Raw genomic sequence first — 25044 nt, forward strand, 5'->3', positions numbered from 1 at the left:
GGCGGTGGCAGGCTCGCCCCAACCCCGCTGGATCGCCGCGATGCCCGACCCCCGCCTGTCGGTCCTGGCCGACGCCGTCCCGAACCTGCGCCTGTCCACCGATGCCGGCGACCTCGTCCACTACGGGCGCGACTGGACCCGGCGCTGGGAGCCGGCGCCGCTGGCGATCGCCTTCCCCGAGGACGTGGCGCAACTGCAGGCGATCGTGCGCTGGGCGCGCGCGCAGCGGGTCGCGCTGGTGCCCTCCGGTGGCCGCACCGGGTTGTCCGGCGGCGCGGTGGCCGCACACGGCGAGCTGGTGGTCAGCCTGGCGCGGATGGCGCGGGTGCTGGGGTTCGATCCGGTCGGGCGCCTGCTGCGCGTGCAGGCCGGCACCCCGCTGCAGGTGGTGCAGGAGGCGGCGCGCGCGCACGGGCTGCAGTACCCGGTGGACTTCGCCGCGCGCGGTTCGGCCAGCATCGGCGGCAGCATCGCCACCAATGCCGGCGGGATCCGGGTGTTGCGCTACGGCACCACCCGCGACTGGATCGCCGGGCTGACCGTGGTCGACGGCCGCGGCGAGCTGCTCGAGCTCGGGCGCGGGTTGGTCAAGGATTCCAGCGGCTACGACCTGCGCCAGCTGTTCATCGGTGCCGAAGGCACGCTCGGGATCGTCGCCGAGGCGCTGCTGCGGCTGGCCGACCCGCCGCCGCCGACCCGGGTCATGCTGCTGGCGCTGCCGGACTTCGCCGCGCTGATGCAGGTCTATGCCGCGTTCCGCGCGCGGCTGGCGCTGGAGGCCTTCGAATTCTTCACCGACCTGGCCCTGGCCCACGTGCTCGCGCACGGCGGGCAGGCGCCGTTCGCGCAGCGGCATGCCTACTACGTGGTCACCGAGTACCCGGCGCAGGCCGAGGCGCAGGCGCTGGCGGTGTTCGAGCACTGCGCGCAGGCCGGCTGGATCGAGGACGGCGTGCAGGCCGCCAGCGAGGCCCAGGCGGCGCAGCTGTGGCGCCTGCGCGAGGGCATCAGCGAGAGCCTGGCCCGCCATCTGCCCTACAAGAACGACATCGCGGTGCCGATCGCGGCCCTGCCCGCCTTCCTGGAGGAGGCCGGCGCGCTGCTGGCGCAGGCCTATCCGCAGTTCGAGGTGGTGTGGTTCGGCCATATCGGCGACGGCAACCTGCATATCAACATCCTCAAGCCCGAGGCCCTGGCGCAGGACGCCTTCGTCGCCGAGTGCGGGCGGGTGACCGCGCGGCTGGCGGCGCTGCTGCAGCGGCACGGCGGCACCATCTCGGCCGAGCACGGCATCGGCCTGGCCAAGCGCCCGTTCCTCGCCAGCAGCCGCAGCCCGGCGGAGATCGCGGCCATGCGCGGGATCAAGGCGGTGCTGGATCCGGACGGGGTGATGAACCCGGGCAAGCTGCTGCCCGCGCCGGACGCGGCGGCGGACTGAACGCCGCCCGCATGCATCCGGTCGCGCCGGTGCATGGGCTTGCACGTGGCAGCGCGGCTGCCTATACTTTCCATCTCTGCTGCGGGGTGGAGCAGTCTGGCAGCTCGTCGGGCTCATAACCCGAAGGTCGCAGGTTCAAATCCTGCCCCCGCTACCAAGTTTCGGCGGTGCGTCCGTAAGGGCGCGCCGCGGGGCTCGGGCTCGCAGGATCCGCCTGCTACCGGATCCTGCATCCAGCGTCATCGGACAAAGGGCCCGCCGGGCCCTTTGTCGTTTCTGCCACCGCTGCCTGCCCAGGAGTCCCGTCTTGTCCGACAAGGCCCGCCAGATCGCCGCCCTGCTGTCACCCACCGTGGCCGCGCTGGGGCTGGACCTGCTCGGCGTGGAGTACCTGCCGGCGCCCGGCGGCGGCGTGCTGCGGCTGTACATCGACGTGCCGGCGGCCGAGGCCGAAATGCGCGCGGTCGGGATCGACGATTGCGAGGCGGTCAGCCGCGAGGTGTCCGCGGTGCTGGACGTGGAGGATCCGATCAGCGGGCACTACACGCTGGAAGTATCCTCGCCGGGCCTCGACCGCCCGCTGTTCGACGCCGCGCAGTTCGCGCGCTTCGCCGGGCAGGCGGCCAAGGTCGCGCTCAAGCTGCCGCAGGACGGCCGCCGGCGGCTGCAGGGCACCATCCTGCGGGTCGCGGGCGAGGCGGTGGTGTTCGCGCTGGACGGCGGCGAATGCACGGTCGCGCTGGACAACATCGACAAGGCCCGGCTGGTGCCGGACTGGGCGGCGCTGGGGCTGGCCCCGGCGCAGGACAAGTCCGGGCGCGACCGGCGCCCGGGCAAGCAGAGGAAGGCGGCCGCGGCGGCCGCGGTGGATCCAACCAACAAGCCGGCGGCCAGCGCGCCGTCCGATGCGGAGTAAGCGCAGATGAGCAAGGAACTGTTGCTGGTCGTCGATGCGGTGGCGGCCGAGAAAGGGGTGCCGGAAGCGGTGATCTTCGAGGCGATCGAGGCCGCGCTGGCCTCCGCCGCGAAGAAGCGCTACCCGGACCAGGACGTGCTGGTGCGGGTCCAGATCGACCCCAAGGACGGCAGCTACCAGACCTTCCGCCGCTGGGAGGTGGTGCCGGACGACGTGGTGATGGAGTCGCCCGACCGCCAGATCCGCCTGATGGACGCCATCGAGGAGGCCGAGGGGGTCGAGGTCGGCGACTACATCGAGGAGCAGATCGAGAACCCCGAGTTCGGCCGCATCGCCGCGCAGGCCGCCAAGCAGGTGATCGTGCAGCGCGTGCGCGAGGCCGAGCGCCAGCAGGTGGTGGACGCGTGGAAGGACCGCGTGGGCGAGCTGGTGACCGGCGTGGTCAAGCGCGTGGAGCGCGGCAACGTGTACGTCGACCTCGGCGGCAACGCCGAGGCCATCATCCCCAAGGACAAGGGCATCCCGCGCGACGTGATGCGCCCGGGCGACCGCGTGCGCGGCTACCTGTACGACGTGCGCAACGAGCCGCGCGGGCCGCAGCTGTTCATCAGCCGCGCCGCGCCGGAGTTCATGATCGAACTGTTCAAGCTTGAGGTGCCGGAGGTCGGCCAGGGCCTGGTCTCGATCAAGGCCTGCGCGCGCGACCCGGGCGACCGCGCCAAGATCGCGGTGCTGGCGCACGACAACCGCACCGATCCGATCGGCGCCTGCATCGGCATGCGCGGCTCGCGCGTGCAGGCGGTGACCAACGAGCTCAACGGCGAGCGGGTCGACATCATCCTGTGGAGCGACAACCCGGCGCAGTTCGTGATCAACGCCATGGCCCCGGCCGAGGTGCAGTCGATCATCGTCGACGAGGACAAGCACTCGATGGACCTGGCGGTGGCCGAGGACAAGCTGGCGCAGGCGATCGGCCGCGGCGGCCAGAACGTGCGCCTGGCCAGCCGCCTGACCGGCTGGCAGCTCAACGTGATGACCGCCGACCAGGTGCGCGCCAAGTCGGAGGCCGAGCAGGCCGCCGCCCGCCAGCTGTTCATGGACAAGCTCGAGGTGGACGAGGAGATCGCCGGGATCCTGGTCGGCGAGGGCTTCTCGACCGTCGAGGAGATCGCCTACGTGCCGGTCGCCGAGCTGCTGGCGATCGAGGGCTTCGACGAGGACATCGTCGAGGAGCTGCGCTCGCGCGCCCGCGACGCCCTGCTCAACGAGGCGCTCGCGGTGGAGGAGAGCCTGGAGGAGCACCAGCCGGCCGAGGACCTGCTCGCGCTGGAAGGCATGGACGAGGCCACCGCGTATGCCCTGGCCGAGCGCGGCATCCGCACCCGCGAGGAGCTGGCCGAGGCCGCCACCGACGAGATCGCCGACATCGAGGGCATGGGCGCCGAGCGCGCCGCCGCGCTGATCATGGAAGCGCGCCGCCACTGGTTCGAGTGAGCCGCGCGGGCGCCCCCGCCGACGCGATAAACTCGCCACCCCATGCCCGGGCACGCCCCGGGCCAGCAACGGAATCCGAATGACGCAGCAAATCACCATCCGCAAGCTGGCCGAGCTGGTGAACACCCCGGTCGAGAAGCTGCTGGAACAGCTGGCCGAGGCCGGCATGCCGTTCAGCGGCCCCGACCAGGTCGTCACCAGCCTGCAGAAGACGAAGTTGCTGGAGTTCCTCAAGCGCTCGCACGGCAAGAGCGAACAGGCCGCGCGCGAAGCGGTGGCGCCGAGCCGGATCACGCTCAGCCGCAGCCGCAAGCAGGAGATCACCGTCAACGCCGGCAAGGGCGGGCGCGGCGGCACCAGCACGGTCGAGGTGGTGACCCGCAAGAAGATCACCCTCAAGCCGACGGTCGCCGCGACCCAGAGCGAGGCCGAGCGGATCGAGGCCGAGCGCCTGGACGCCCTGCGCAAGCTGGAGGAATCCCGCCGGCGCAACCTCGCCGAGCAGCAGGCGCTGGCCGAGAAGGACCGCCAGCGCCAGCTCGAGCTGGAGGCGCAGCGCAAGCGCGAGCAGGAGGAGGCCGAGCGGCGCGCCGCCGAGGCCGCCGCCGCGGCTGCGGCGGCTGCGGTGGTGCCCGAGGTCGAGGAGCGCCCGACCCGCAGCGCCGGCCATGGCCACGCCCGTCCGGCCCCCGCGCGCGAGCCCGAGAAGGGCGCGGCGCACAAGCCCAAGCCGCACCGCGGCTCGCACGCCATGGTCAGCGGGGTGGAGGACGACGAGACCACCGCGCGCTTCGCCGGCCAGCTGCACCTGTCCGATTCCGAGCGCGCCCGCCGCAGCGGCGCGCGCGCCAAGCCGGGCCGCCCGCAGCCCAAGCGCGGCCCGGATCCGGCGCGCACCGGCTCCGGCTTCAACCGACCGACCGCGCCGATCGTGCGCGAAGTCGCGATCGGCGAGGCGATCACCGTGGCCGACCTCGCGCAGAAGCTGGCGCTCAAGGGCGGCGACGTGGTCAAGGCGCTGTTCAAGATGGGCGTGATGGCCACCATCAACCAGACCATCGACCACGACACCGCCGTGTTGGTGACCGAGGAGCTCGGCCACAAGGCGGTGACCGCGGCCAGCAACGACGCCGAGTCCGAGCTGCTGGCGCATGCCGAGGAGGTGCAGGGCGAGAAGCTGCCGCGCCCGCCGGTGGTCACCATCATGGGCCACGTCGACCACGGCAAGACCTCGCTGCTGGACTACATCCGCCGCACCAAGGTCGCCGCGGGCGAGGCCGGCGGCATCACCCAGCACATCGGCGCCTACCACGTCACCACCCCGAAGGGCGTGATCAGCTTCCTCGACACCCCGGGCCACGCGGCGTTCACCCAGATGCGCCAGCGCGGCGCCAAGCTCACCGACATCGTGGTGCTGGTGGTCGCGGCGGACGACGGCGTGATGCCGCAGACCATCGAGGCGATCCAGCACGCCAAGGCGGCCAAGGTGCCGCTGATCGTGGCCATCAACAAGATCGACAAGTCCGACGCCGACCCGGCGCGGGTCAAGAACGACTTGCTCGCGCACGACGTGGTCGCCGAGGAGTTCGGCGGCGACGTGCAGATGGTCGAGCTGTCGGCCAAGACCGGCCTCGGCGTGGACGACCTGCTGGACGCGATCAGCCTGCAGGCCGAGGTGCTCGACCTGCGCGCGGTCCGCGACGGCCGCGCCACCGGCGTGGTGATCGAGTCCGCGCTCGACAAGGGCCGCGGCCCGGTCGCCACCGTGCTGGTGCAGCAGGGCACCCTGCGCAAGGGCGACTACCTGGTGTGCGGCATCCAGTACGGCCGCGTGCGCGCGCTGTTCGACGAGACCGGCGCCCAGGTGCAGGAGGCGACCCCGTCGATCCCGGTGCAGATCCTCGGCCTGTCCGGGGTGCCGGAGGCCGGCGACGACTTCGTGGTGGTGGCCGACGAGCGCCTGGCCAAGGACGTGGCCCAGCAGCGCGACGCCAAGCGGCGCGAGCTGCGGCTGGTGGCCTCTGCGGGCAACCGCATGGAGGACATCATGGCGCAGATGGGCGAGGGCGCCACCCAGCAGACCCTCAACCTGGTGGTCAAGGCCGACGTGCACGGCACCATGCAGGCGCTGCGCGAGGCCCTGACCGGGCTGTCCAACGACCAGATCCGGATCAACGTGATCGGTTCCGGCGTGGGCGGCATCACCGAGTCCGACGCCCAGCTGGCGGCCACCTCCAAGGCCACCATCATCGGCTTCAACGTGCGCGCCGACGCCTCCGCGCGCAAGGTGATCGAGAACAACGGCATCGACCTGCGCTACTTCTCGATCATCTACGACGTGATCGACCAGGTGAAGCAAGTCGCCTCCAACGTGCTCGGCAAGGAGATCCGCGAGGAGATCATCGGCATCGCCGAGGTCCGCGAAGTGTTCCGCAGCTCCAAGTTCGGCGCGATCGCCGGCTGCATGGTGGTCGAGGGCGTGGTCAAGAAGGCCAAGCCGATCCGCGTGCTGCGCGACAACACGGTCATCTTCGAGGGCGAGCTGGAATCGCTGCGCCGCTTCAAGGACAACGTGGAGGAGGTCCGCCAGGGCACCGAGTGCGGCATCGGCGTGAAGGCCTACAACGACGTCCGGCCGGGCGACCAGATCGAGTGCTTCGAGCGGATCGAGGTGCAGCGCAAGCTGTGAGGCGTGCGTCCCCGCCATGGCGCAGAAGTCCTTCCACCGCACCGACCGCGTCTCCGCCCAGCTCCGCCGCGAGCTGGGCAGCCTGGTGCATGCGGCGGCGCGCGAACACGCGCTGCCGGCGGCCAGCGTGTCCGACGTGGAGGTGAGCCGCGACCTGGCGCATGCCAAGGTGTTCGTCACCGTGCTGCAGCCGGAGCGCGCGGCGGAGGCGATCGCCGCGCTCAAGGCGCTGGCCCCGGAGCTGCGCCGCGCGCTGGCGCGCGCGGTGCGGATGCGGCACGTGCCCGAACTGCACTTCCACTACGACGAGTCGGTCGACCGCGGCGAACGCATCGACGCGCTGCTGCGCGACCTGTCCGACGCCCGCCGCAGTGACGACGCCGGCTGACCCGCGCGCGTCGCGCCCGCGCACCGTCTTCCGCGCCCTCGACGGCATCCTGCTGCTGGACAAGCCGCGCGGCCTGTCCTCCAACCAGGCCCTGCAGCGGGTGCGCCACCTGTTCCGCGCCGAGAAGGCCGGCCACACCGGCAGCCTGGATCCGCTGGCCACCGGCCTGCTGCCGGTCTGCTTCGGCGAGGCCACCAAGATCGCCGGCGGCCTGCTCGGAGCGCGCAAGGCCTACGAGACCGTCGCCCGCCTGGGCATCACCACCGACAGCGACGACGCCGAGGGCCAGCCGCTGCGCGAGCGGCCGGTGCCGGTGCTCACGATCGCCACCATCGACGCCGCCCTGCGCGCCCTGACCGGGCGCATCCGCCAGCGCCCGCCGATCTATTCCGCCCTCAAGCGCGGCGGCGAGCCGCTGTATGCCAAGGCCCGCCGCGGGGAAACGATCGCGGTGGAGGAGCGCGAGGTCGAGGTGCATGCCTTCGACCTGGTCAGCGCGGCCGACCTGCTCGACGGCGGCGAGCCGCTGCTGCGCCTGCACGTGGAGTGCGGTTCCGGCACCTACGTGCGCAGCCTGGTGCGCGACCTTGGCGAATTGCTCGGCTGCGGGGCGCACGTGGCCGAGCTGCGCCGGCTGTGGGTGGATCCGTTCCGCGACCCGCGGATGTGGACGCTGGAGGGGCTGGAGCAGCTGCGCGCGCACGCCGGCGAGCACGTGCTGGAGTCGTGCCTGCTGCCGGTCGAGGCCGGGATGGCCTCGTGGCCGCAGGTGCGGGTCAGCGCCGCGCAGGCGCGCCGGCTCGGCCACGGCCAGGGCCTGCGCGGCCCGTTCCGGCCGCCCGGGCAGGTCGCGCTGGTGGATGAGGCCGGGCGCGGGCTCGGGCTGGGCGAGGTCGGCGCGGATGGCGGCCTGCGCCCGCTGCGCCTGTTCCGGCGTGCCGTGGCGTCGCCGCCAGCGCAATGAACCTGCGCGGCACGGGCAGGCGCCGCGCACGCTGCGGGCTTGCGGCAGTGCAACACGTTGCCGCGCGATGACAGCGCAGGCTATACTTCCGCCGCTGTGCCAGCGCGCGGCATCCACATACCCCCATCCATGACGGATCGCGCGGTGCGGGCTCAAGGCCCGTTCCTGCCGGTCACGCGACTACGAGGCAGCCATGTCCATCGATACCCAGAAGATCATCAGCGAGCACCAGCGCGGTGCCAACGACACCGGTTCGCCGGAGGTCCAGGTCGCGCTGCTGAGTGCCCGCATCGAGCAGCTCACCGAGCACTTCAAGGTGCACAAGCAGGACCACCACAGCCGGCGCGGCCTGCTGATGCTGGTCAACCGCCGGCGCAGCCTGCTCGACTACCTGCACCGCAAGGATGCCGAGCGTTACAAGGCGCTGATCCAGAAGCTGGGTCTGCGTCGCTGAAGACACCCCGGCCGCGGCGCAGCGATGCGCCGCGGTTCGTTTTGGCAGTTGGCAATTCCCTGCCGGCCCTGGTGCCGGCCAGCGCCCGAGGCGGCGCAGCGCCCGGGGCGGGGCCCCGCGGCGGTGATGCGACAGACGAACCCGAACCCAAGGATCCCCACGTGGCGAAAATCAGCAAGACATTCCAGTACGGCAGCCGCCAGGTCACCCTCGAGACCGGCGAGATCGCGCGCCAGGCCGGCGGCGCGGTGCTGGTGAAGGTCGACGGCACCGAGGTGCTGGTGACCGCGGTCGCGGCCAAGTCCGCGCGCGAAGGCCAGGACTTCTTCCCGCTGACGGTCGACTACCAGGAGAAGTTCTATGCCGGCGGCCGCATCCCCGGCGGCTTCTTCAAGCGCGAAGGGCGCCCGACCGAGAAGGAGACGCTGATCAGCCGCCTGATCGACCGTCCGATCCGGCCGCTGTTCCCGGAGGAATACCGCAACGAGGTGCAGATCATCGCCCAGCTGCTGTCGCTCAATCCGGAGGTCGAGGGCGACATCCCGGCGCTGATCGGCGCCTCCGCCGCGCTGGCGCTGTGCGGCACCCCGTTCCAGGGCCCGATCGGCGCCGCCAAGGTCGGCTACGTCAACGGCCAGTACGTGCTCAACCCGTCGGTCTCCGAGCTCAAGGCCAGCGACCTCGAGCTGGTGGTAGCCGGCACGTCCAACGCCGTGCTGATGGTGGAGTCGGAAGCCAAGGAGCTGTCCGAGGAGGTCATGCTCGGCGCCGTGATGTTCGGCCACCGCGCCATGCAGGTGGCGATCAACGCCATCAACGAGCTGGCGGTCGAGGCCGGCGCCCCGGTTTCGACCTGGCAGCCGCCGCAGAAGAACCAAGCCCTGATCGCCGCGCTCAAGGAGGTCGTCGGCGATCAGCTGGCGCAGGCTTTCCAGGTGCGCGACAAGCTGCAGCGGCGCGAGGCGATCGCCGCCATCCGCAAGGATGCCTTCGCCGCGCTCGCCGCGCGCGCCGAGGCCGAGGGCTGGGACCTGGGCGAGATGGCGCGCGAGTTCGGCGAGCTGGAGTACCGCACCCTGCGCGACGCCGTGCTCGACACCCAGATCCGGATCGACGGCCGCAAGCTGGACGAGGTGCGCCCGATCAGCTGCAAGGTCGGGGTGCTGCCGCGCGTGCACGGCTCGGCGCTGTTCACCCGCGGCGAGACCCAGGCGCTGGTGGTCACCACCCTCGGCACCGCGCGCGACGGCCAGATCATGGACGACGTCGCCGGCGAGTGGAAGGAACACTTCCTGTTCCACTACAACTTCCCGCCGTACTGCGTCGGCGAGACCGGCCGTTTCGGCGCGCCCAAGCGCCGCGAGATCGGCCACGGCCGCCTGGCCAAGCGCGGCGTGCTGGCGATGATGCCGGGCATCGAGGCGTTCCCGTACACGGTGCGCGTGGTGTCGGAGATCACCGAGTCGAACGGGTCCTCGTCGATGGCCTCGGTGTGCGGCTCCTCGCTGGCGCTGATGGACGCCGGCGTGCCGATCAAGCGCGCGGTGGCCGGCATCGCCATGGGCCTGGTCAAGGAGGGCGAGCGCTATGCCGTGCTCAGCGACATCCTCGGCGACGAGGACCACCTCGGCGACATGGACTTCAAGGTGGCCGGCAGCGAGCGCGGCGTGACCGCGCTGCAGATGGACATCAAGATCCAGGGGATCACCGAGGAGATCATGCAGGTCGCGCTGGCGCAGGCCCGGCAGGGCCGCCTGCACATCCTCGGCGAGATGGCCAAGGCCATCACCGCGCCGCGCCCGGAGCTGTCGGACTACGCGCCGCGCCTGATCACCCTGAAGATCCACCCGGACAAGATCCGCGAGGTGATCGGCAAGGGCGGCTCGGTGATCCAGGCGATCACCAAGGAAACCGGCACTCAGATCGACATCCAGGACGACGGCACCATCACCATCGCCTCGGTCAACGCCGCCGCCGGCCAGGCCGCCAAGGCGCGCATCGAGCAGATCACGTCGGACGTGGAGCCGGGCCGGATCTACGAGGGCAAGGTCGCCAAGATCATGGACTTCGGCGCGTTCGTCACCATCGCCCCGGGCAAGGACGGCCTGGTGCACGTCTCGCAGATCTCCAGCGAGCGGGTGGAGAAGGTGTCCGACAAGCTCAAGGAAGGCGACCTGGTGCAGGTCAAGGTGCTGGAAGTGGACAAGCAGGGCCGCATCCGGCTGTCGATGAAGGCGGTCGCCGACGGCGAGGGCTGACGGCCCCACGGCCCTGCCGGGCGGACGGCCCGGCAGGGATGCGATCGCAGCAACATCCGTGCGGCGGGCCTGGTGCCCGCCGCACGCGTTTGCGGCCCCTGCCGGGGACGCGGCGCGCGCGGCATACTGGCCGGGCCGCATCGTGCGGCGCCGCCGTCCTCCGAGCCGCCGCAGGCACGCCGCATGCCGCCCAGCACCGATCCGCGCATCTTCTTCGCCTCCGAACGCACCCTGCTGGCCTGGCTGCGCACCGGCATCGCGATCGTCGGGCTGGGCTTCGTGGTGTCGCGCTTCGGCCTGTTCCTGCGCATCCTCGGCACCGAGTCCGGCGGGCACGTGCAGGTCGGCCCGCCGTTCTCGCACTACATCGGCCTGGTGCTGGTCGCGCTCGGCGCGCTCAGCATGGGGGTGGCCGCGTTCCAGCACGCGCACTACGTCGCGCGCCTGCCGGAGGAGGACGACCCGCGCCACTACCCGCGGGCGTGGGCGTTCTGGTTCGGGGTGCTGCTGGCGCTGGCCAGCGCGGCACTGGCGGCCTATCTGGCGGTGACCCCGCCGTGAGCCCGCGGGCCCGCGCGCAGCGCGCGCGGGCCGGGCGCCTCAATCGGCGCGGCCGGCGAACTCGCCGGTGGTGGTGTTCACCCACACCTTCTCGCCGTTGCCGATGTACTCCGGCACCATGATCTCGATGCCGGTGGCCAGCTTGGCCGGCTTCGGGCGCTTGGTGGCGGTGCCGCCCTTCAGCTCCGGCGGGGTGTCCACCACCTCGATCGCCACCGACTGCGGCAGCTGGATCGCCACCGGGGCGTCCTCGATCAGCTGCACGTAGATGCCGGTGAGGCCGTCCACGATGTAGCCGGCGGCGTCGCCCACCGCGTCGGCATCCAGGGTGTACGGGGTGTAGTCCTCGTCGTCGAGGAACACGAACGCATCGCCGTCCCTGTAGGAATAGGTGCACTGGCGGCGGGTCATGTCCACCTCGCGCAGCTCGTCGTCGGCATCGAAGCTAGCGTCCAGTTTGTGGCCGCCGGGGATGGCGTACATGGTGAAGCGGTAGCGCACGTTGCCGCCGCGGCCCTGCGGGCTGCTGCGCTCGATGTCGCGGATCTGGTACACGCCGCCGTTGTGTTCGACGACGTTGCCCTTCTTGATGTCGTAAGCCTTCATGGAATGTGCCTGCGTTGTTGTTGGAGCGCGCGGTGGAGGCGCTCGTTGAGGAACCAGGAGGGCAGGCCCCAGGCGAGCCCGCCGCTGGCGCACAGCGGCAGAGCGATGGCGGCCAGCCGCGGGTCGCGCGGGGAGGCGGGGCCGAGCCGCAGCCCGGTCATCGCCAGCATCGCCAGGCACATCCCCCCGCTCCAGAGCGCGAGCCCGCGCACCCGCACGCAGCGCCACCTGCCGCGGGTGCGGATGGCCGGCCAGCGGCGGGCCACCCAACGTCCGGTGCGCGCGCCGGGGTCGGTCACTTCGGCGCCAGGCGGGTGGCGCCGTCCAGGCGGATGGTCTCGCCGTTGAGATAGCCGTTGCAGAGCACGTGGCCGACCAGCGCCGCGAACTCCTCCGGCTTGCCCAGCCGCGCCGGGAACGGGATGGTCGCCGCCAGCGACTTCTGCACGTCCTCCGGCATGCCGTCCACCATCGGGGTCCAGAACACGCCCGGGGCGATGGTCATCACGCGGATGCCGAAGCGCGCCAGCTCGCGCGCCATCGGCAGGGTCATGCCGATCACGCCGGCCTTGCTGGCGGAGTAGGCGGCCTGGCCGATCTGGCCCTCGTAGGCGGCCACCGAGGCGGTGTTGACGATGACGCCGCGCTCGCCGTCCTCCCCGGCGGCGTTGTGCTGCATGCGTTCGGCGCAGGCCTTGGCCACGTTGAAGCTGCCGACCAGGTTGACCATCACGGTGCCCTGGAACTGCGCCAGCGGCATCGGGCCGGTCTTGCCCAGCACCCGGCCCGGGCCGAGCACGCCGGCGCAGTTGATGCAGGCGTTCAACCCGCCGAGGAAGGCCTGCGCGGCGCCGACGTTGGCATCGACCTGGGCTTCGTCGGTGACGTTGGTGGTGAAGTAGCGGGCCTGGGCCTCGCCGAGCTCGGCGACCGCGGCCGCGCCCTTCTCGTCATTGAGGTCGAACAGGGCGACCTTGCCGCCGTGGGCGACCAGGTGCCGGGCCACGGCCAGGCCGAGGCCGGAGACGCCGCCGGTGACCACGGCGCGAACGGAAGCCAGTTGCATGGGGAATCCTGCGGACGGGGAGACGCGATTTTAGCCAATGCCGCTGCGCGCCGGGCTCGTGCGCGGCGCCGCCGGCCAGGCGCATGTCCGGGCGCAGGCCGGTGGCGGAGGCGATGTTCGCACCGGGCGGCTTGCGCGCCCTCCCGCGGCGGACCCGACGCGGGCTATGCCGAAGCGAGCTCCAGCAGGTAGAAGCGGTTGCAGCCGCCGTGCCCGGTGGCGCCCAGCGGGGCGTCGATGCGGCGGAAGCCGCTGCGCTCGTACAGGCGCATCGCCGCGTCCATGCCGGTCAGGGTCTCCAGGTAGCAGCGGGCGAAACCGAAGCCGCGCGCGGCGGCCAGGCAGCGCTCCATCATCGCCGTGCCGGCCCCCAGCCCACGGGCCTCGGGCAGGAAGTACATCTTGCGCAGCTCGCAGGTCTCGGGATCGCCGCCGGCCAGCGGCGCCACCCCGGCGCCGCCCAGCACCCGGCCGTCGCGTTCGAGCACGAAATAGGCATGCCGCGGCGCGGCGTAGGCGCGGCTCATCCAGTCGACCTCGGGGTCGGCGATGGCAAAGCCGCTGCCGACCGCGCCGAACTCGGGCATCACGGTGCGAATGATGGCGGCGATCGCGGCATCGTCGGCGGGCTGGATCGGGCGGATCGTGAAATCGGCGGGCATAAGCATGCGGGATCAGGCGGTCTGGGCGGCCAGGCGCCGCGCGAACTCCCCGGGCAGCAGGCCGGGGGCATACAGGAAACCCTGGCCGACGCGCACCCCCAGCCGCAGCAGGAAGTCGCGCTGGGCTTCGGTTTCCACGCCTTCGGCCACGATCCCGAGGCCGAGGCTGCGCGCGATCCCGGCGACCGCCTGGCAGATCGCCACATCGGAGGCATTGCCAGGCACGCCGCGCAGGAAGCCGTGGCTGAGCTTGAGCGCATGGATCGGCAGCCGGCGCAGGTAATTCAGCGCGCTGTAGCCCTCGCCGAAATCGTCGATCGACAGCTGCACGCCCAGCCGGGTCAACTGCTCGAACACCTGCAGGGTGTCCGGGGTGTCCTCGACCAGCACGCGCTCGGTCAGCTCCAGCTCCAGCGCGGCGCCGGGCAGGGCGGCCGCGGCCAGCGCCTCCTCCACGCAGGCGGCGAAGTTGCCGCCGGTGAACTGGCGGTAGGACACGTTGACCGCGATCCGCTGCAGCGGCAGCCCCTGTTCGCGCCAGCGCCGCATCTGTGTGCAGGCCTCCTGCAACACCCAGGGTCCGATGCGGACGATGTCGCCGGTGCTCTCGGCCAGCTCGATGAAGCGGTCCGGGTGCATCTGGCCGAGCTGCGGATTGTGCCAGCGCACCAGCGCCTCCGCCTGCAGGATGCGGCCGCTGCGCAGGTCGACCTGCGGCTGGTAGACCAGGTGGAACTCGCCGTTGTCGAGCGCGCGCCGCAGTTGGGTCTCGGTCTGCACGCGCTCCTGCTTGCGCGCCGCCAGCTCCGGCGAGAACGCCTGCCAGCCATTGCGGTGGCGGCGCTTGCTGTCGTACATCGCCGCGTCCGCGCTGAGCAGCAGTTGCTGGGCGTCGCGGCCGTCCTCCGGCGCGCGCGCGATGCCGATGCTGGCGGTGACGTGGAAGTCCTGGCCGTCGATCCGGAACGCCGGCGCGAATGCCTGCTGCAGGCGCGCGGCCAGCGCCTGCGGGCGCTGCGGGTCGTCGCCGGTGGCGCACACCACCAGGAATTCGTCGCCGCCGAGGCGCGCCAGCTCGGCCTCATCGCCGAGCGCGGCGCGCATGCGCCCGGCGGCCTCCACCAGGACCTGGTCGCCGGCGGCGTGACCGAGCACGTCGTTGACCAGCTTGAAGCGGTCGAGGTCGAGGTAGAGCAGGGCCAGGCGTGCGGGCTCCGGCTGCGCCAGGCGCTCCTGCAGCAGGGCGAGCGCGGCGTCGCGGTTGAGCAGCCCGGTCAGGGCGTCGGTGCGCGCGCGGGTGCGCAGCGATTCCTCGGCCTGCTTGCGCTCGGTGATGTCCTGCAGGGTGCCGGTCAGCAGGTCCGCGGCCGGGCCGCCGGATTCGGATTCCCCGATCAGGCGGATCCAGAACGCCGCGCCGTCGTGCTGGCGGCCCTGCAGCTCGATGTCGAAGCCGGTGCCGCCGCGCGCACCGGCCAGCAGGCGGTGCAGGCGCGGGCGTTCGCCAGGCTCCAGGCAGGCCAGGAAGTCCTGCAGCCGGGCCGGGGGATGGCGCGCGCCGAGGATGCGCGCGGCCTCGTCGGTCAGGAAGAACTCGTCGCTGCCGCGGTCCCACTGCCAGCCGCCGATCCGCGCCAGCGCCTGCGCGCGCTCGAACCACACGCCGTCGCGCTTGAGCTCGGTGACGTCGCTGAACATCGACAGGATCTGGCGCGGCTGGTCCTCGCCGGCGGCGTACTGGGGCAGCGCGGTGACCGCCAGCCACAGCAACTGGCGCCGGCGCAGGTGGTACATGCCGATCACGGTGCTCTCGACCATCCGCCCGCTGCGCAGGGCCCGCACCGCCGGGAAGTCCTCGTAGGCCATCTCGTGGCCGCTCTCGTGCAGCACCTTCCAGTCGCCCTCGGCCATCGCCGCCGCCAGCGACTGGCCCTCGCCGACGCCGAGGATGCGCAGCGCGGCCGGGTTGCCGTACAGGTAGCGGCCGTCGGCATCCTGGATGACGATGCCCTTGTCGATCGACTCCATCAGCTGGCGGTAGCGGATCTCCGCCTCCCGGCGTTGGCTCAGGTCGCGCGCCACCGCGACCAGCGCCGGCTGGCCGTGGTGGGTGAAGTTGGCCGAGTGCACCTCGACCGGGAAGCGGCTGCCGTCGGCCCGCATGTTGGTGACCTCGATCACGTAGCTCTCGCCGCGGTCGAGCGCCTCCAGCACCGGGGCCATGTGGTCGCGCGGCAGGTCGGGGTTGAGCACCTCGATCGAACGGCCGACGATCTCCGCGCGCGGCCGGCGGTAGGCGCGAATCCCGGCCTGGTTGAGATCGAGCACGGTGCCGTCGCGGGCGATGATGCTGACCGGGTCCGGTACCGCATCGAACAGCGCGCGGTACTTGCCGTGCTCGGCCTGGATCGCCGCGCGCGCCTCCTCCAGCGCCTGCCGCACCTCGCCGAGCATGGCCTGGCAGTGGCGGGGCAGTTCGGGGTCGCAGGCGGCCGCGTCCAGCGTGCGCAGGGTCTGTTCGATCCGTGCGACCGCCGCGTGTCCGGGCGCGGGATCGGGCGTGCTCACGCGGGCAGCGCCCGCCCGGCCTTGCTGCCGGTCTCGCGCCCGAGCAGGCCGGCCAGCCAGCGCCCGGTCGCGGCCAGTCGCGCCAGGTCCACCCCGGTTTCAATGCCCAGCCCGTGCAGCATGTAGACGAGGTCCTCGCTGGCGAGGTTGCCGCTGGCACCCTGCGCGTACGGGCAGCCGCCGGCGCCGGCCACCGCGCTGTCCACCACCGCCACGCCTTCCTCCAGGCAGGCCAGCACGTTCGCCAGCGCCTGCCCGTAGGTGTCGTGGAAATGGATCGCCAGCGCGGCCATCGGCACCTCGCCGGCGACCGCGCGCAGCATCGCGCGCGCCTTGCCCGGGGTGCCCACGCCGATGGTGTCGCCCAGCGAGATCTCGTAGCAGCCCATCGCATGCAGCGCGCGTGCGACCCGCACCACGTCGGCCAGCGGTACCTCACCCTGGTAGGGACAGCCGAGCACGGTGGAGACGTAGCCGCGCACCGGCACGCCGTCGGCGCGCGCGCGTTCCAGCACCGGCGCGAAGCGCTGCAGGGATTCTGCGATCCCGGCGTTGGTGTTCCTGCGGTTGAACGCCTCCGAGGCCGCGGTGAACACCGCCACCTCCTGCGCGCCGGCGGCGCGCGCGCGTTCGTAGCCCTGCAGGTTCGGCACCAGCACCGGGTAGGACACGCCGGGCGCGCGCGCGATCCCGGCCAGCACCTCGGCGGCGTCGGCCATCTGCGGCACCCACTTCGGGCTGACGAAGGCGGTGGCCTCGATGCTGCGCAGGCCGGTCTGCGACAGGCGGTCGATCAGCGCGATCTTGTGCGCGGTGCCGATGTCGACCGGCTCGTTCTGCAGCCCGTCGCGCGGGCCGACCTCGACGATGCGCACGCGGAGCGGCAGGGACATGGGCTCACGCCTCCAGCACGGCGAGCACGGTGTCGGCATCCACGAAGTCGCCGGGCGCGGCGCGCACCTCGGCCAGCACGCCGTCGCGCGGGGCCTTCAGGGCCAGCTCCATCTTCATCGCCTCCAGCACCAGCACCACCTCGCCGGCCTTGACCGCCTGCCCGGGACGGCCCGGCACCAGCACCACGCGGCCGGGCATCGGTGCGCGGATGCGGTGGTCGCCGCCGCCTTCGTCGCCGCCGCTGCCGCGCGCCCCGCGGTCGATCCGCAGCGCCAGCCGGGCGCGGCCATCATGCACCTGCACCACGTCGCCGTCGAGGTCGGCGCGGAAGCGCCGCATCGCGCCGTCGATGCGCAGGCTGAGCACGCCGTCCTGCCAGCGCGCGCCGTCGATGGCATGCGTCTGGCCGTCGCGCAGCAGGCGGTAGTGGCCGCCGTGGCCGTGCGCGCGCAGTTCGATCCGGGCCTCGCCGTGCAGCAGGTGCAGCCGGCGCGCGCCGGCATGGCCCAGGCGCCAGCCGTCGGCCAGCGCCCACGGCGAGGTCGGGTCGGGCGAGGCCGCGGCCGCCGCGCCTGCCGCCGTTTCCTGCGCCAGCAGGCAGGCGCAGGCGGCGGCCAGCACCGCGGACGGCTCCGGGGTCGCGGGGGCGAGGAATTCGTCGAGATGGCGGTCGAGGTAGCCGGTGTCGATCCGCGCCTCCACCACCGCCGGGTGCCGCACCAGCCGCTCGAGGAAGGCCACGTTCGACTTCGGGCCGGCGATCCGGCACTGCGCCAGCGCCTCGCGCAGGCGCGCCAGCGCGCGCGGGCGGTCCTCGTCCCACACGATCAGCTTGGCGATCATCGGGTCGTAGAAGATGGTGACGGTGTCGCCTTCCACCACGCCCGCGTCGATCCGCACGTGCCGCGACGGCGGCGGCAGGCGCAGCGTCTTGAGGGTGCCGGAGCCGGGCAGGAAGCCGGCCTCCGGGTCTTCCGCGTACAGCCGCACCTCGATCGCATGGCCGCGCTGGGCGATGGCCTCCTGCGCCAGCGGCAGCGGCTCGCCGGCGGCGATCCGCAGCTGCCATTCCACCAGGTCCAGCCCGGTGACCAGCTCGGTGACCGGGTGTTCCACCTGCAGGCGGGTGTTGATCTCCATGAAGAAGAACTCGCCCGACGGCGCCACGATGAACTCCACCGTGCCGGCGTTGGCGTAGTCGATCGCGCGCGCCGCCTGCACCGCGGCCGCGCCCATCGCGGCGCGCAGCTCCGGGGTCAGGAACGGCGAGGGCGATTCCTCCAGCACCTTCTGGTAGCGGCGCTGGGCCGAGCACTCGCGCTCGCCGAGGTGGAGCGCGCCGCCGTGGTGGTCGGCGAACACCTGGATCTCGATGTGGCGCGGGTGCTCGATGTAGCGCTCCAGCAGCACGCGGTCGCGGCCGAAGGCGTTCAGCGCCTCGCGCCGGCAGCTGTCCAGGTGCGCGGCGAACTCGCCGGAGGCGCGCACGATGCGCATGCCCTTGCCGCCGCCGCCGTGCGCGGCCTTGATCATCAGCGGGTAGCCGATGCGGTCGGCCTCGCGCTGCAGCCGCTCGGGCGACTGGTCCTCGCCGGTGTAGCCCGGCACCACCGGAACGCCGGCGGCGGCCATCAGCTCCTTGGCGCCGGCCTTGCTGCCCATCTTGCGCATCGAGGCGCCGGACGGCCCGACGAACACCCGCCCGGCGGCCTGCACCGCGTCGGCGAAGTCGGCGTTCTCGGACAGAAAGCCGTAGCCCGGGTGGATGGCCTGCGCGCCGGTCTTGCGCGCCACCTCGAGGATGGCCTCGCCGCGCAGGTAGCTGTCCTGCGGGCGCGGGCCGCCGATGCAGTGCGCCTCGTCGGCCAGGCGCACGTGCTGGGCGTCGGCGTCGGCCTCGGAGAACACCGCGACGGTGCGCAGGCCGAGCCGGCGGGCGGTGCGGATCACCCGGCAGGCGATCTCGCCGCGGTTGGCGATGAGCAGGGAGTCGAACATCAGCGCAGGATCCAGTGCGGCGGGCGTTTCTCGAGGAAGGCGGCGATCCCTTCCTGGCCTTCCGGCGACACCCGCAGGCGGGCGATCAGGGCGGCGTTGTCGGCGTCCAGGCGGTCGCGGTCGGTCGCGGCGGCGACGTCGCGCACCAGCCGCTTGGCGGCGGCGCTGGCCAGCGGGCCGGCCTTCAGCAGCAGCTCGACCTGGCGCTGCACGGCGGCGTCCAGCGCGTCGGCCGGCACCACCTGGTGCAGCAGGCCGATCCGCAGCGCCTCGGCGGCGTCGAAGATCTCGGCGGTCGCGAAGTAGCGCCGCGCCTGGCGCGCGCCGATCGCGGCGATCACATAGGGCGAGATCACCGCCGGCAGCAGGCCGAGCCTGCTTTCGGTCAGGCCGAATTTCGCCTCGGGCACGCCGATGGCGATGTCGCAGCAGGCCACCAGGCCCACACCGCCGCCGTAGGCGTCGCCGTGGACGCGTGCGACGGTGGGCTTGGGCAACTCGTCCAGGCTGCGCATCAGGCGGGCGAGGGCGAGCGCGTCCTGGCGGTTCTCCTCCTCGCTGGCGGCGGCCATGCCGCGCATCCAGCGCAGGTCGGCGCCGGCCGAGAACGCCGGGCCTTCGCCCTCCAGCACCACCACCCGGATCGCGGGATCGGCGGCCACGGCGTCGAGCGCGGCGGTCAGCTCCGCGATCAAGTCGGGGTCGAAGGCATTGCGGACCTGCGCGCGGGCCAGGCACAGGCGGGCGATCGGTCCATCGAAGCGCAGCAGGGGGGCAGCGGGCATGGGCGGCGGTCGGGAAATCCGAACCGCATGATAACGGCCCGCCGGGTTGGGCTTGCGCATGGTCAATGCGGGCACCGGCCGCGATGCTAGAATTGAGAACAATTCCCATTTGTTGCCCATCCGCCGTGGAAACCCTGCTCGATCTCCCCCGCCGCGTGCCCGCGCAAGTCGAGGCGGTGGTCGCGCTGTCCGAGCGCGACAGCGTGGCCGAGCGCCTGCGCGAGCTCGGCTTCGTCGCCGGCGAGCCGGTCGAGGTCGTCGCCACCGGGCCGCTCGGCGGCGATCCGCTGCTGGTGCAGATCGGCTACACCCGCTTCGCGCTGCGCCGGGCCGAGGCCGCGCGCGTGCGCCTGCGCCCGCGCACCGGCACGATCGCAGGGAACGGCGCGGCATGAGCGCATCCCCCGAGGTGGCGCGGGTCGCGCTGGTCGGCAACCCGAACTGCGGCAAGACCGCGCTGTTCAACCGCCTGACCGGCAGCCGCCAGAAGGTGGCTAACTACGCCGGGGTCACCGTCGAGCGCAAGGAAGGGCGGGTGCGCACGCCGCTCGGGCGCACGCTGGCGGTGCTCGACCTGCCGGGCGCCTACAGCCTGCATGCGGCCAGCCTGGACGAGGCGGTGACCCGCGATGTCGTGCGCGGCTTCTATCCGGGCGAGCCGGCGCCGGACCTGCTGGTGTGCGTGGTGGATGCGACCAACCTCCGCCTGCACCTGCGCTTCGTGCTGGAACTGCGCGAGCTCGGGAGGCCGATGCTGGTCGCGCTGAACATGATGGACGCGGCGCGCCGGCGCGGGATCGCGATCGACGTGGAAGCGCTGGAGCGCGAGCTGGGGGTGCCGGTGGTGGAGACGGTGGCGGTGCGGCACGACGGCGTGCACGCGCTGCTCGCTCAGCTGGAGGCGATCGGCGATCCGACGCAGCAGCCGCGCCGCCGCCTGCCGGAGGGCGCCGATCCGCACGCGGAGGTGCGCCGGCTGCTGGCGCTGGCGGTGCGCATGCCGCGCCGCACCGCGGCGATCGACGACGCGCTCGACCGCTGGCTGCTGCATCCGGTGATCGGCCTGCTCGTGCTGGCGCTGGTGATGTTCCTGATCTTCCAGGCGGTGTACGCCTGGGCGACGCCGCTGATGGACGCGATCGAGGCCGGCACCGCCTGGCTCGGCGCGGCGGTCGGCGCGCACCTGCCGGACGGCCCGCTGCGCGGGCTGCTGGTGGACGGCGTGATCGCCGGCGCCGGCGGGGTGATCGTGTTCCTGCCGCAGATCCTGATCCTGTTCGCCTTCATCCTCGCGCTGGAGGAATCCGGCTACCTGCCGCGCGCGGCGTTCCTGCTCGACCGCGGCATGGCCGCCGCCGGCCTGTCCGGGCGCAGCTTCATCCCGCTCTTGTCCAGCTTCGCCTGCGCGGTGCCGGGGATCATGTCCACCCGCACCATCCAGGACCCGCGCGACCGCCTCGCCACCATCCTGGTCGCGCCGCTGATGACCTGCTCGGCGCGGCTGCCGGTATACGCCCTGCTGATCGGCGCGTTCATCCCCGCGCGCTCGGTCGCCGGGTTCAACCTGCAGGGGCTGGTGCTGTTCGCGCTGTACATGGCGGGCATCCTCAGCGCGCTGGCGATGGCCTGGCTGATGAAGCGCTGGCGGCGCGACGGCCGCGAGCACGCCCTGCTGCTGGAGCTGCCCTCGTACCGGCTGCCGCACCCGCGCGACTTGCTGATCGGGCTGTGGGAGCGCGCGCTGATCTTCCTCAAGCGGGTCGGCGGGATCATCCTGGCGCTGACCATCCTGCTGTGGTTCCTGCTCAACGTGCCCAGCGGGGTGCCGATCGAGGACACCCTGGCCGGCCGCATCGGGCGCTGGCTGGCGGTGGTGTTCGCGCCGCTCGGGTTCGACTGGCGGATCAGCATCGCGCTGATCCCGACCATGGCCGCGCGCGAGGTGATGGTGTCCTCGCTGGCTACCGTGTATGCGGTCGCGGCCGGCAGCGACGAGGCCACCGAGCGCGCGCTGGAGCCGCTGATCGCACACGACTGGTCGCTGGCGACCGGGATCGCGCTGCTGGTGTGGTTCGTGTACGCCCCGCACTGCATCTCGACCCTGGCCACCATCCGCCGCGAGACCCATTCCTGGCGGCAGACCGCGTTCGCCGCCGGCTACCTGTTCCTGCTCGCCTATGTGATGGCCTGGCTGGCCTACCGCATCGCGCTGGCGCTGGGGGCGGGCTGAGGCGCGCGGCTCGGGAGGCGACGATGGAGACGGCCGGGCTCGCGCTGCAGTACCTGCTGGTCGGGCTGGCGGTGCTGGCCAGCGCCTGGCTGGTGCTGCAGCGGCAGTTCCCGCAGTCCGCACGGCGGCTGCGGGTGGCGCTGGCGCTGGCCTTGCTGCGCCCGGGGCGGCCGCGCTGGCTGCGGGCGCTGGGGCGGAGGATCGCGCCGCCGCCGGCCAGCGGCGGCCCTGGCTGCGGCGGCTGCGACCGCTGCGAGTGAGCCGGCGACGCGCAGTCAGTGCTTGAGCCGCCGGCGCGGCGTGGCGGTGCCGGGCGGGGCGCGGGTGGCTTCCACGCTCAGTTCGAAGTGGCGGGCCTCGCCGGGGAACACCGCGCCGACCGCCAGCACCTGGCGCGCGATCTCCTCGCCGCGTTCGTTGCGCACCACCACCAGCAGGGTGTATTCGAACGCGCCTTCGGCCGCACCCTCCACCGTGCCTTCCACCCGCAGCGGGACGAACCGCCGTGCCGGGTCGGGCGCGGTGGCGTCCAGCCGCAGGTGGCCGCGGCAGGCCGGGCAGACCGCCGCGCTCTCGAGGATGGTGGTCTTGCAGTGCGGACAGGTGCGGGTGGCGCCGGTCTCGCCCGGGCGCGGCGCGCTCATGCGGCTGCGCTGGCCTCCGGCTTGCCGGGCTTGCTGTCCTTGCCGTCGCGGGCGTCCCAGCCGCACTCGACATGGCCGCGGATGCGGCTGCCGGCCGCGACCGTGAGCGAGCCGGCCTTGACGTCGCCGTTGATCACCCCGGTCTGCTGCAGCTCGACCTGCTGCGCACCGAGGATGTTGCCCTCCAGCTCCCCGGCGACCACCACTTTCTGCGCATGGATGCCGCCGTGCACGCGCGCGCCGGGCTCGATGCCGAGGTTGCCCTGCACCTTCACGTCGCCCTTGAAGCGGCCGGCGATGCGGACATGGCCGCTGCCCTCGATCTTGCCCTCGATCTGCAGGTCGGCGGCGATCACCGACTCGCGCGCGGGCGGCTCCACCGCGCGCACCGGGGCGGCCGGCTCCGGCAGCGGGCTCGGCGGCGGGTCGAAGCGGGCGGGTTCCGGGGTCTTGGCGGCAGGCGCGGGGTCTTTCCAGATGGCCATCGGCAGGCTCCTCGGGGACGGGCCGTCGAGGCTACCACCACTGCATGGCCGGTTGTCGGCTGAATGCGCGTGGGCGGGCGCGACGCCGGTCACATCCGGAACACGCCGAAGCGCGGGTGCTCCGCGATCGGCGCATTCAGCGCGGCCGCCAGCCCCAGCCCCAGCACGCGGCGGGTGTCGGCCGGGTCGATGATGCCGTCGTCCCACAGCCGCGCGGTGGCGTAGTAGGGGTTGCCCTGGTCCTCGTACTGCTGGCGGATCGGCGCCTTGAACGCCTCCTCTTCCTCGGCCGTCCAGGTGCCGCCCCTGGCCTCGATGCCTTCGCGCTTGACCGTGGCCAGCACGCTGGCGGCCTGCTCGCCGCCCATCACGCTGATGCGCGCGTTCGGCCACATCCACAGGAAGCGGGCGCCGTAGGCGCGGCCGCACATGGCGTAGTTGCCGGCGCCGAAGCTGCCGCCGATCACCACGGTGAACTTGGGCACATGCGAGCAGGCCACCGCGGTCACCATCTTGGCGCCGTCCTTGGCGATCCCGGCCTGCTCGTACTTCTTGCCGACCATGAAGCCGGTGATGTTCTGCAGGAACACCAGCGGGATGCCGCGCTGGTTGCACAGCTCGATGAAGTGCGCGCCCTTGAGCGCGCTTTCCGGGAACAGGATGCCGTTGTTGGCGACGATGCCGACCGGATAGCCGTGCAGGTGGGCGAAGCCGGTGACCAGGGTCTTGCCATAGCGCGCCTTGAACTCCTGCAGCGCGCTGCCATCGACGATGCGCGCGATCACCTCGCGGATGTCGAACGGCCGGCGCGCGTCCTTGGGCACGATGCCGTACAGCTCTTCGGCCGGATACAACGGCTCGCGCACCGGCTGGGTCGCCACCGGCACGGTCTTTTTGCGGTTGAGCGCACCGACGATGCCGCGCGCGATCTGCAGCGCATGGCGGTCGTCCTCGGCGAAATGGTCGGCGACCCCTGAAATGCTGGTATGCACCTCGGCGCCGCCCAGGGTCTCGGCGTCCACCACTTCGCCGGTGGCGGCCTTCACCAGCGGCGGGCCGCCGAGGAAGATCGTGCCCTGTTCCTTGACGATCACCGACTCGTCGCACATCGCCGGCACGTAGGCGCCGCCGGCGGTGCAGCTGCCCATCACCACCGCGATCTGTGGGATGTTCTCCGCGCTCATCCGCGCCTGGTTGTAGAAGATGCGGCCGAAGTGCTCCTTGTCCGGGAACACCTCGTCCTGCAGCGGCAGGAAGGCGCCGCCGGAATCGACCAGGTAGACGCAGGGCAGGCGGTTCTCGCGCGCGATCTCCTGCGCGCGCAGGTGCTTCTTGACCGTCATCGGGAAGTAGGTGCCGCCCTTCACGGTGGCATCGTTGGCCACCACCACGACCTCGATCCCCATCACCCGACCGATGCCACAGACGATGCCGGCGCCGGGCGCCTGGTCGTCGTACATGCCTTCCGCCGCGAGCGGCGCGATCTCCAGGAACGGCGCGCCGGGGTCGAGCAGGGCCTCGATGCGCTCGCGCGGCAGCAGCTTGCCGCGCTCGGTGTGCCTGGCCCGCGCCTGTTCGCCGCCGCCGCCGGCCGCGCGCGCCAACCGGCGCTCGAGCTCGGCCACCAGCCCACGGTGGAAGGCGGCGTTGTCCTGGAACTCCTGCGAGCGGGGGTCGATCTGCGAGGTCAGCGCGGGCATGGGCGGGCAGGGGGATTGCGGGCCGGCAAGCATAACCGCTGGGCTGTGGGCGATCCCTGGCCGCAGCGATTGGCGCCGCGTGCGCGCGCGACGCATCCGAGATGCGCGCCAGAGGCTGCGCGTGGCGCATCGGCAGCGAAAACGACGCGCAGCCCGGTCCTATCGCACCGGCTGCGGTGGCAGCCGCGGTCTGCAGACTGGGCCTCCGGGCTCCGACGCAGATCGCCTTTCGAGGGTGCCGCGC

General features: G+C 72.5%; 23 protein-coding genes and 1 tRNA gene. 13 read left to right on the plus strand and 11 right to left on the minus strand.

Annotated features, from left to right (window positions below; genetic code table 11):
- Positions 1-40 precede the first annotated feature (40 nt).
- The 10 genes from ML340_RS06680 to ML340_RS06725 all read left to right on the plus strand — a co-directional run bounded on the left by ML340_RS06680 (position 41) and on the right by ML340_RS06725 (position 11162).
- On the plus strand, positions 41-1438 hold the full coding sequence (locus ML340_RS06680) for an FAD-binding oxidoreductase (protein ID WP_240097972.1): 1398 nt from the start codon (positions 41-43) through the stop codon (positions 1436-1438).
- 80 nt (positions 1439-1518) lie between these two features.
- Positions 1519-1595, plus strand: a tRNA-Met gene (locus ML340_RS06685).
- Between the two features lie 150 nt (positions 1596-1745).
- Positions 1746-2354: a ribosome maturation factor RimP gene (gene rimP, locus ML340_RS06690; protein WP_240097974.1), complete on the plus strand. Its 609-nt coding sequence runs from the start codon at positions 1746-1748 to the stop codon at positions 2352-2354.
- 6 nt (positions 2355-2360) lie between these two features.
- Positions 2361-3848 (plus strand): transcription termination factor NusA, encoded by a 1488-nt coding sequence (gene nusA, locus ML340_RS06695; protein ID WP_240097976.1) that lies wholly within the window; start codon positions 2361-2363, stop codon positions 3846-3848.
- Between the two features lie 79 nt (positions 3849-3927).
- Positions 3928-6537, plus strand: a complete 2610-nt coding sequence (infB, locus tag ML340_RS06700) for a translation initiation factor IF-2 (protein ID WP_240097978.1) — start codon at positions 3928-3930, stop codon at positions 6535-6537.
- A gap of 16 nt (positions 6538-6553) precedes the next feature.
- Positions 6554-6925 carry a 30S ribosome-binding factor RbfA gene (gene rbfA, locus ML340_RS06705; RefSeq protein ID WP_240097980.1) on the plus strand — a complete coding sequence of 124 codons (372 nt, stop codon included), beginning with the start codon at positions 6554-6556 and terminating at the stop codon, positions 6923-6925.
- Complete coding sequence (gene truB / locus ML340_RS06710; protein WP_240097983.1) at positions 6909-7889, plus strand: tRNA pseudouridine(55) synthase TruB; 981 nt, start codon at positions 6909-6911, stop codon at positions 7887-7889. The genes rbfA and truB overlap by 17 nt, the downstream gene beginning before the upstream one ends.
- A gap of 193 nt (positions 7890-8082) precedes the next feature.
- Positions 8083-8343, plus strand: a complete 261-nt coding sequence (rpsO, locus tag ML340_RS06715) for a 30S ribosomal protein S15 (protein WP_240097985.1) — start codon at positions 8083-8085, stop codon at positions 8341-8343.
- Between the two features lie 161 nt (positions 8344-8504).
- Positions 8505-10601, plus strand: coding sequence for a polyribonucleotide nucleotidyltransferase (gene pnp / locus ML340_RS06720; RefSeq protein WP_240097987.1), 2097 nt, complete (start codon positions 8505-8507; stop codon positions 10599-10601).
- Positions 10602-10784: 183 nt separating this feature from the next.
- The gene (locus ML340_RS06725) at positions 10785-11162 is read left to right on the plus strand and encodes a YidH family protein (protein ID WP_240097989.1); all 378 of its coding nucleotides are present in this window, start codon (positions 10785-10787) and stop codon (positions 11160-11162) included.
- 39 nt (positions 11163-11201) lie between these two features.
- Here ML340_RS06725 and yeiP read toward each other — a convergent pair whose 3' ends face one another.
- The 8 genes from yeiP to ML340_RS06765 all read right to left on the minus strand — a co-directional run bounded on the left by yeiP (position 11202) and on the right by ML340_RS06765 (position 19741).
- Positions 11202-11768 (minus strand): elongation factor P-like protein YeiP, encoded by a 567-nt coding sequence (yeiP, locus tag ML340_RS06730; RefSeq protein ID WP_240097991.1) that lies wholly within the window; start codon positions 11766-11768, stop codon positions 11202-11204.
- Complete coding sequence (locus ML340_RS06735) at positions 11765-12067, minus strand: hypothetical protein (protein ID WP_240097992.1); 303 nt, start codon at positions 12065-12067, stop codon at positions 11765-11767. Before ML340_RS06735 ends, yeiP begins: the two co-directional genes overlap by 4 nt.
- A complete protein-coding gene (locus ML340_RS06740) occupies positions 12064-12834 on the minus strand; it encodes an SDR family NAD(P)-dependent oxidoreductase (protein WP_240097994.1) in 771 nt (256 codons plus the stop codon). The genes ML340_RS06735 and ML340_RS06740 overlap by 4 nt, the downstream gene beginning before the upstream one ends.
- 164 nt (positions 12835-12998) lie before the next feature.
- Complete coding sequence (locus ML340_RS06745; RefSeq protein ID WP_240097996.1) at positions 12999-13496, minus strand: GNAT family N-acetyltransferase; 498 nt, start codon at positions 13494-13496, stop codon at positions 12999-13001.
- 12 nt (positions 13497-13508) lie between these two features.
- Positions 13509-16064: a sensor domain-containing protein gene (locus tag ML340_RS06750; protein WP_240097998.1), complete on the minus strand. Its 2556-nt coding sequence runs from the start codon at positions 16062-16064 to the stop codon at positions 13509-13511.
- Entirely contained in the window at positions 16061-16957 is an 897-nt protein-coding gene (locus ML340_RS06755) for a hydroxymethylglutaryl-CoA lyase (protein ID WP_425608291.1), read from the minus strand. The genes ML340_RS06750 and ML340_RS06755 overlap by 4 nt, the downstream gene beginning before the upstream one ends.
- 4 nt (positions 16958-16961) lie before the next feature.
- On the minus strand, positions 16962-18956 hold the full coding sequence (locus tag ML340_RS06760) for an acetyl/propionyl/methylcrotonyl-CoA carboxylase subunit alpha (protein WP_240098000.1): 1995 nt from the start codon (positions 18954-18956) through the stop codon (positions 16962-16964).
- Positions 18956-19741, minus strand: coding sequence for an enoyl-CoA hydratase-related protein (locus tag ML340_RS06765; protein ID WP_240098002.1), 786 nt, complete (start codon positions 19739-19741; stop codon positions 18956-18958). The genes ML340_RS06760 and ML340_RS06765 overlap by 1 nt, the downstream gene beginning before the upstream one ends.
- Positions 19742-19824: 83 nt before the next feature.
- Here ML340_RS06765 and ML340_RS06770 point away from each other — a divergent pair, with 83 nt between their 5' ends.
- The 3 genes from ML340_RS06770 to ML340_RS06780 are packed head-to-tail and all read left to right on the plus strand — an operon-like array spanning position 19825 to position 22231.
- Entirely contained in the window at positions 19825-20136 is a 312-nt protein-coding gene (locus ML340_RS06770; protein ID WP_240098051.1) for a FeoA family protein, read from the plus strand.
- Positions 20133-21971, plus strand: a complete 1839-nt coding sequence (gene feoB, locus ML340_RS06775; RefSeq protein WP_240098004.1) for a ferrous iron transporter B — start codon at positions 20133-20135, stop codon at positions 21969-21971. The genes ML340_RS06770 and feoB overlap by 4 nt, the downstream gene beginning before the upstream one ends.
- Before the next feature lie 23 nt (positions 21972-21994).
- On the plus strand, positions 21995-22231 hold the full coding sequence (locus tag ML340_RS06780) for a DUF6587 family protein (RefSeq protein ID WP_240098006.1): 237 nt from the start codon (positions 21995-21997) through the stop codon (positions 22229-22231).
- Positions 22232-22246: 15 nt separating this feature from the next.
- On the opposite strand, the gene ML340_RS06785 is transcribed toward ML340_RS06780, so the two are convergent.
- The 3 genes from ML340_RS06785 to ML340_RS06795 all read right to left on the minus strand — a co-directional run bounded on the left by ML340_RS06785 (position 22247) and on the right by ML340_RS06795 (position 24800).
- Positions 22247-22615: a hypothetical protein gene (locus ML340_RS06785; RefSeq protein WP_240098008.1), complete on the minus strand. Its 369-nt coding sequence runs from the start codon at positions 22613-22615 to the stop codon at positions 22247-22249.
- Positions 22612-23100, minus strand: coding sequence for a bactofilin family protein (locus tag ML340_RS06790; RefSeq protein WP_338064416.1), 489 nt, complete (start codon positions 23098-23100; stop codon positions 22612-22614). The genes ML340_RS06785 and ML340_RS06790 overlap by 4 nt, the downstream gene beginning before the upstream one ends.
- An 89-nt stretch (positions 23101-23189) precedes the next feature.
- A complete protein-coding gene (locus ML340_RS06795) occupies positions 23190-24800 on the minus strand; it encodes a carboxyl transferase domain-containing protein (protein ID WP_240098010.1) in 1611 nt (536 codons plus the stop codon).
- Between the last annotated feature and the right edge of the window lie 244 nt (positions 24801-25044).

The sequence above is a fragment of the Thermomonas flagellata genome (genome assembly GCF_022419185.1).
In the GTDB taxonomy this organism is placed as follows: domain Bacteria; phylum Pseudomonadota; class Gammaproteobacteria; order Xanthomonadales; family Xanthomonadaceae; genus Thermomonas; species Thermomonas flagellata.

Coding starts and splice junctions, on each gene's coding strand:
- ML340_RS06680 (WP_240097972.1), top strand. CDS start 41: ATGCCCGACCCCCGCCTGTCGGTCCTGGCCGACGCCGTCCCGAACCTG.
- nusA (WP_240097976.1), top strand. CDS start 2,361: ATGAGCAAGGAACTGTTGCTGGTCGTCGATGCGGTGGCGGCCGAGAAA.
- infB (WP_240097978.1), top strand. CDS start 3,928: ATGACGCAGCAAATCACCATCCGCAAGCTGGCCGAGCTGGTGAACACC.
- rbfA (WP_240097980.1), top strand. CDS start 6,554: ATGGCGCAGAAGTCCTTCCACCGCACCGACCGCGTCTCCGCCCAGCTC.
- rpsO (WP_240097985.1), top strand. CDS start 8,083: ATGTCCATCGATACCCAGAAGATCATCAGCGAGCACCAGCGCGGTGCC.
- ML340_RS06725 (WP_240097989.1), top strand. CDS start 10,785: ATGCCGCCCAGCACCGATCCGCGCATCTTCTTCGCCTCCGAACGCACC.
- yeiP (WP_240097991.1), bottom strand. CDS start 11,768: ATGAAGGCTTACGACATCAAGAAGGGCAACGTCGTCGAACACAACGGC.
- ML340_RS06740 (WP_240097994.1), bottom strand. CDS start 12,834: ATGCAACTGGCTTCCGTTCGCGCCGTGGTCACCGGCGGCGTCTCCGGC.
- ML340_RS06745 (WP_240097996.1), bottom strand. CDS start 13,496: ATGCCCGCCGATTTCACGATCCGCCCGATCCAGCCCGCCGACGATGCC.
- ML340_RS06755 (WP_425608291.1), bottom strand. CDS start 16,957: ATGTCCCTGCCGCTCCGCGTGCGCATCGTCGAGGTCGGCCCGCGCGAC.
- ML340_RS06760 (WP_240098000.1), bottom strand. CDS start 18,956: ATGTTCGACTCCCTGCTCATCGCCAACCGCGGCGAGATCGCCTGCCGG.
- ML340_RS06765 (WP_240098002.1), bottom strand. CDS start 19,741: ATGCCCGCTGCCCCCCTGCTGCGCTTCGATGGACCGATCGCCCGCCTG.
- ML340_RS06770 (WP_240098051.1), top strand. CDS start 19,825: ATGCTAGAATTGAGAACAATTCCCATTTGTTGCCCATCCGCCGTGGAA.
- feoB (WP_240098004.1), top strand. CDS start 20,133: ATGAGCGCATCCCCCGAGGTGGCGCGGGTCGCGCTGGTCGGCAACCCG.
- ML340_RS06780 (WP_240098006.1), top strand. CDS start 21,995: ATGGAGACGGCCGGGCTCGCGCTGCAGTACCTGCTGGTCGGGCTGGCG.
- ML340_RS06785 (WP_240098008.1), bottom strand. CDS start 22,615: ATGAGCGCGCCGCGCCCGGGCGAGACCGGCGCCACCCGCACCTGTCCG.
- ML340_RS06790 (WP_338064416.1), bottom strand. CDS start 23,100: ATGGCCATCTGGAAAGACCCCGCGCCTGCCGCCAAGACCCCGGAACCC.
- ML340_RS06795 (WP_240098010.1), bottom strand. CDS start 24,800: ATGCCCGCGCTGACCTCGCAGATCGACCCCCGCTCGCAGGAGTTCCAG.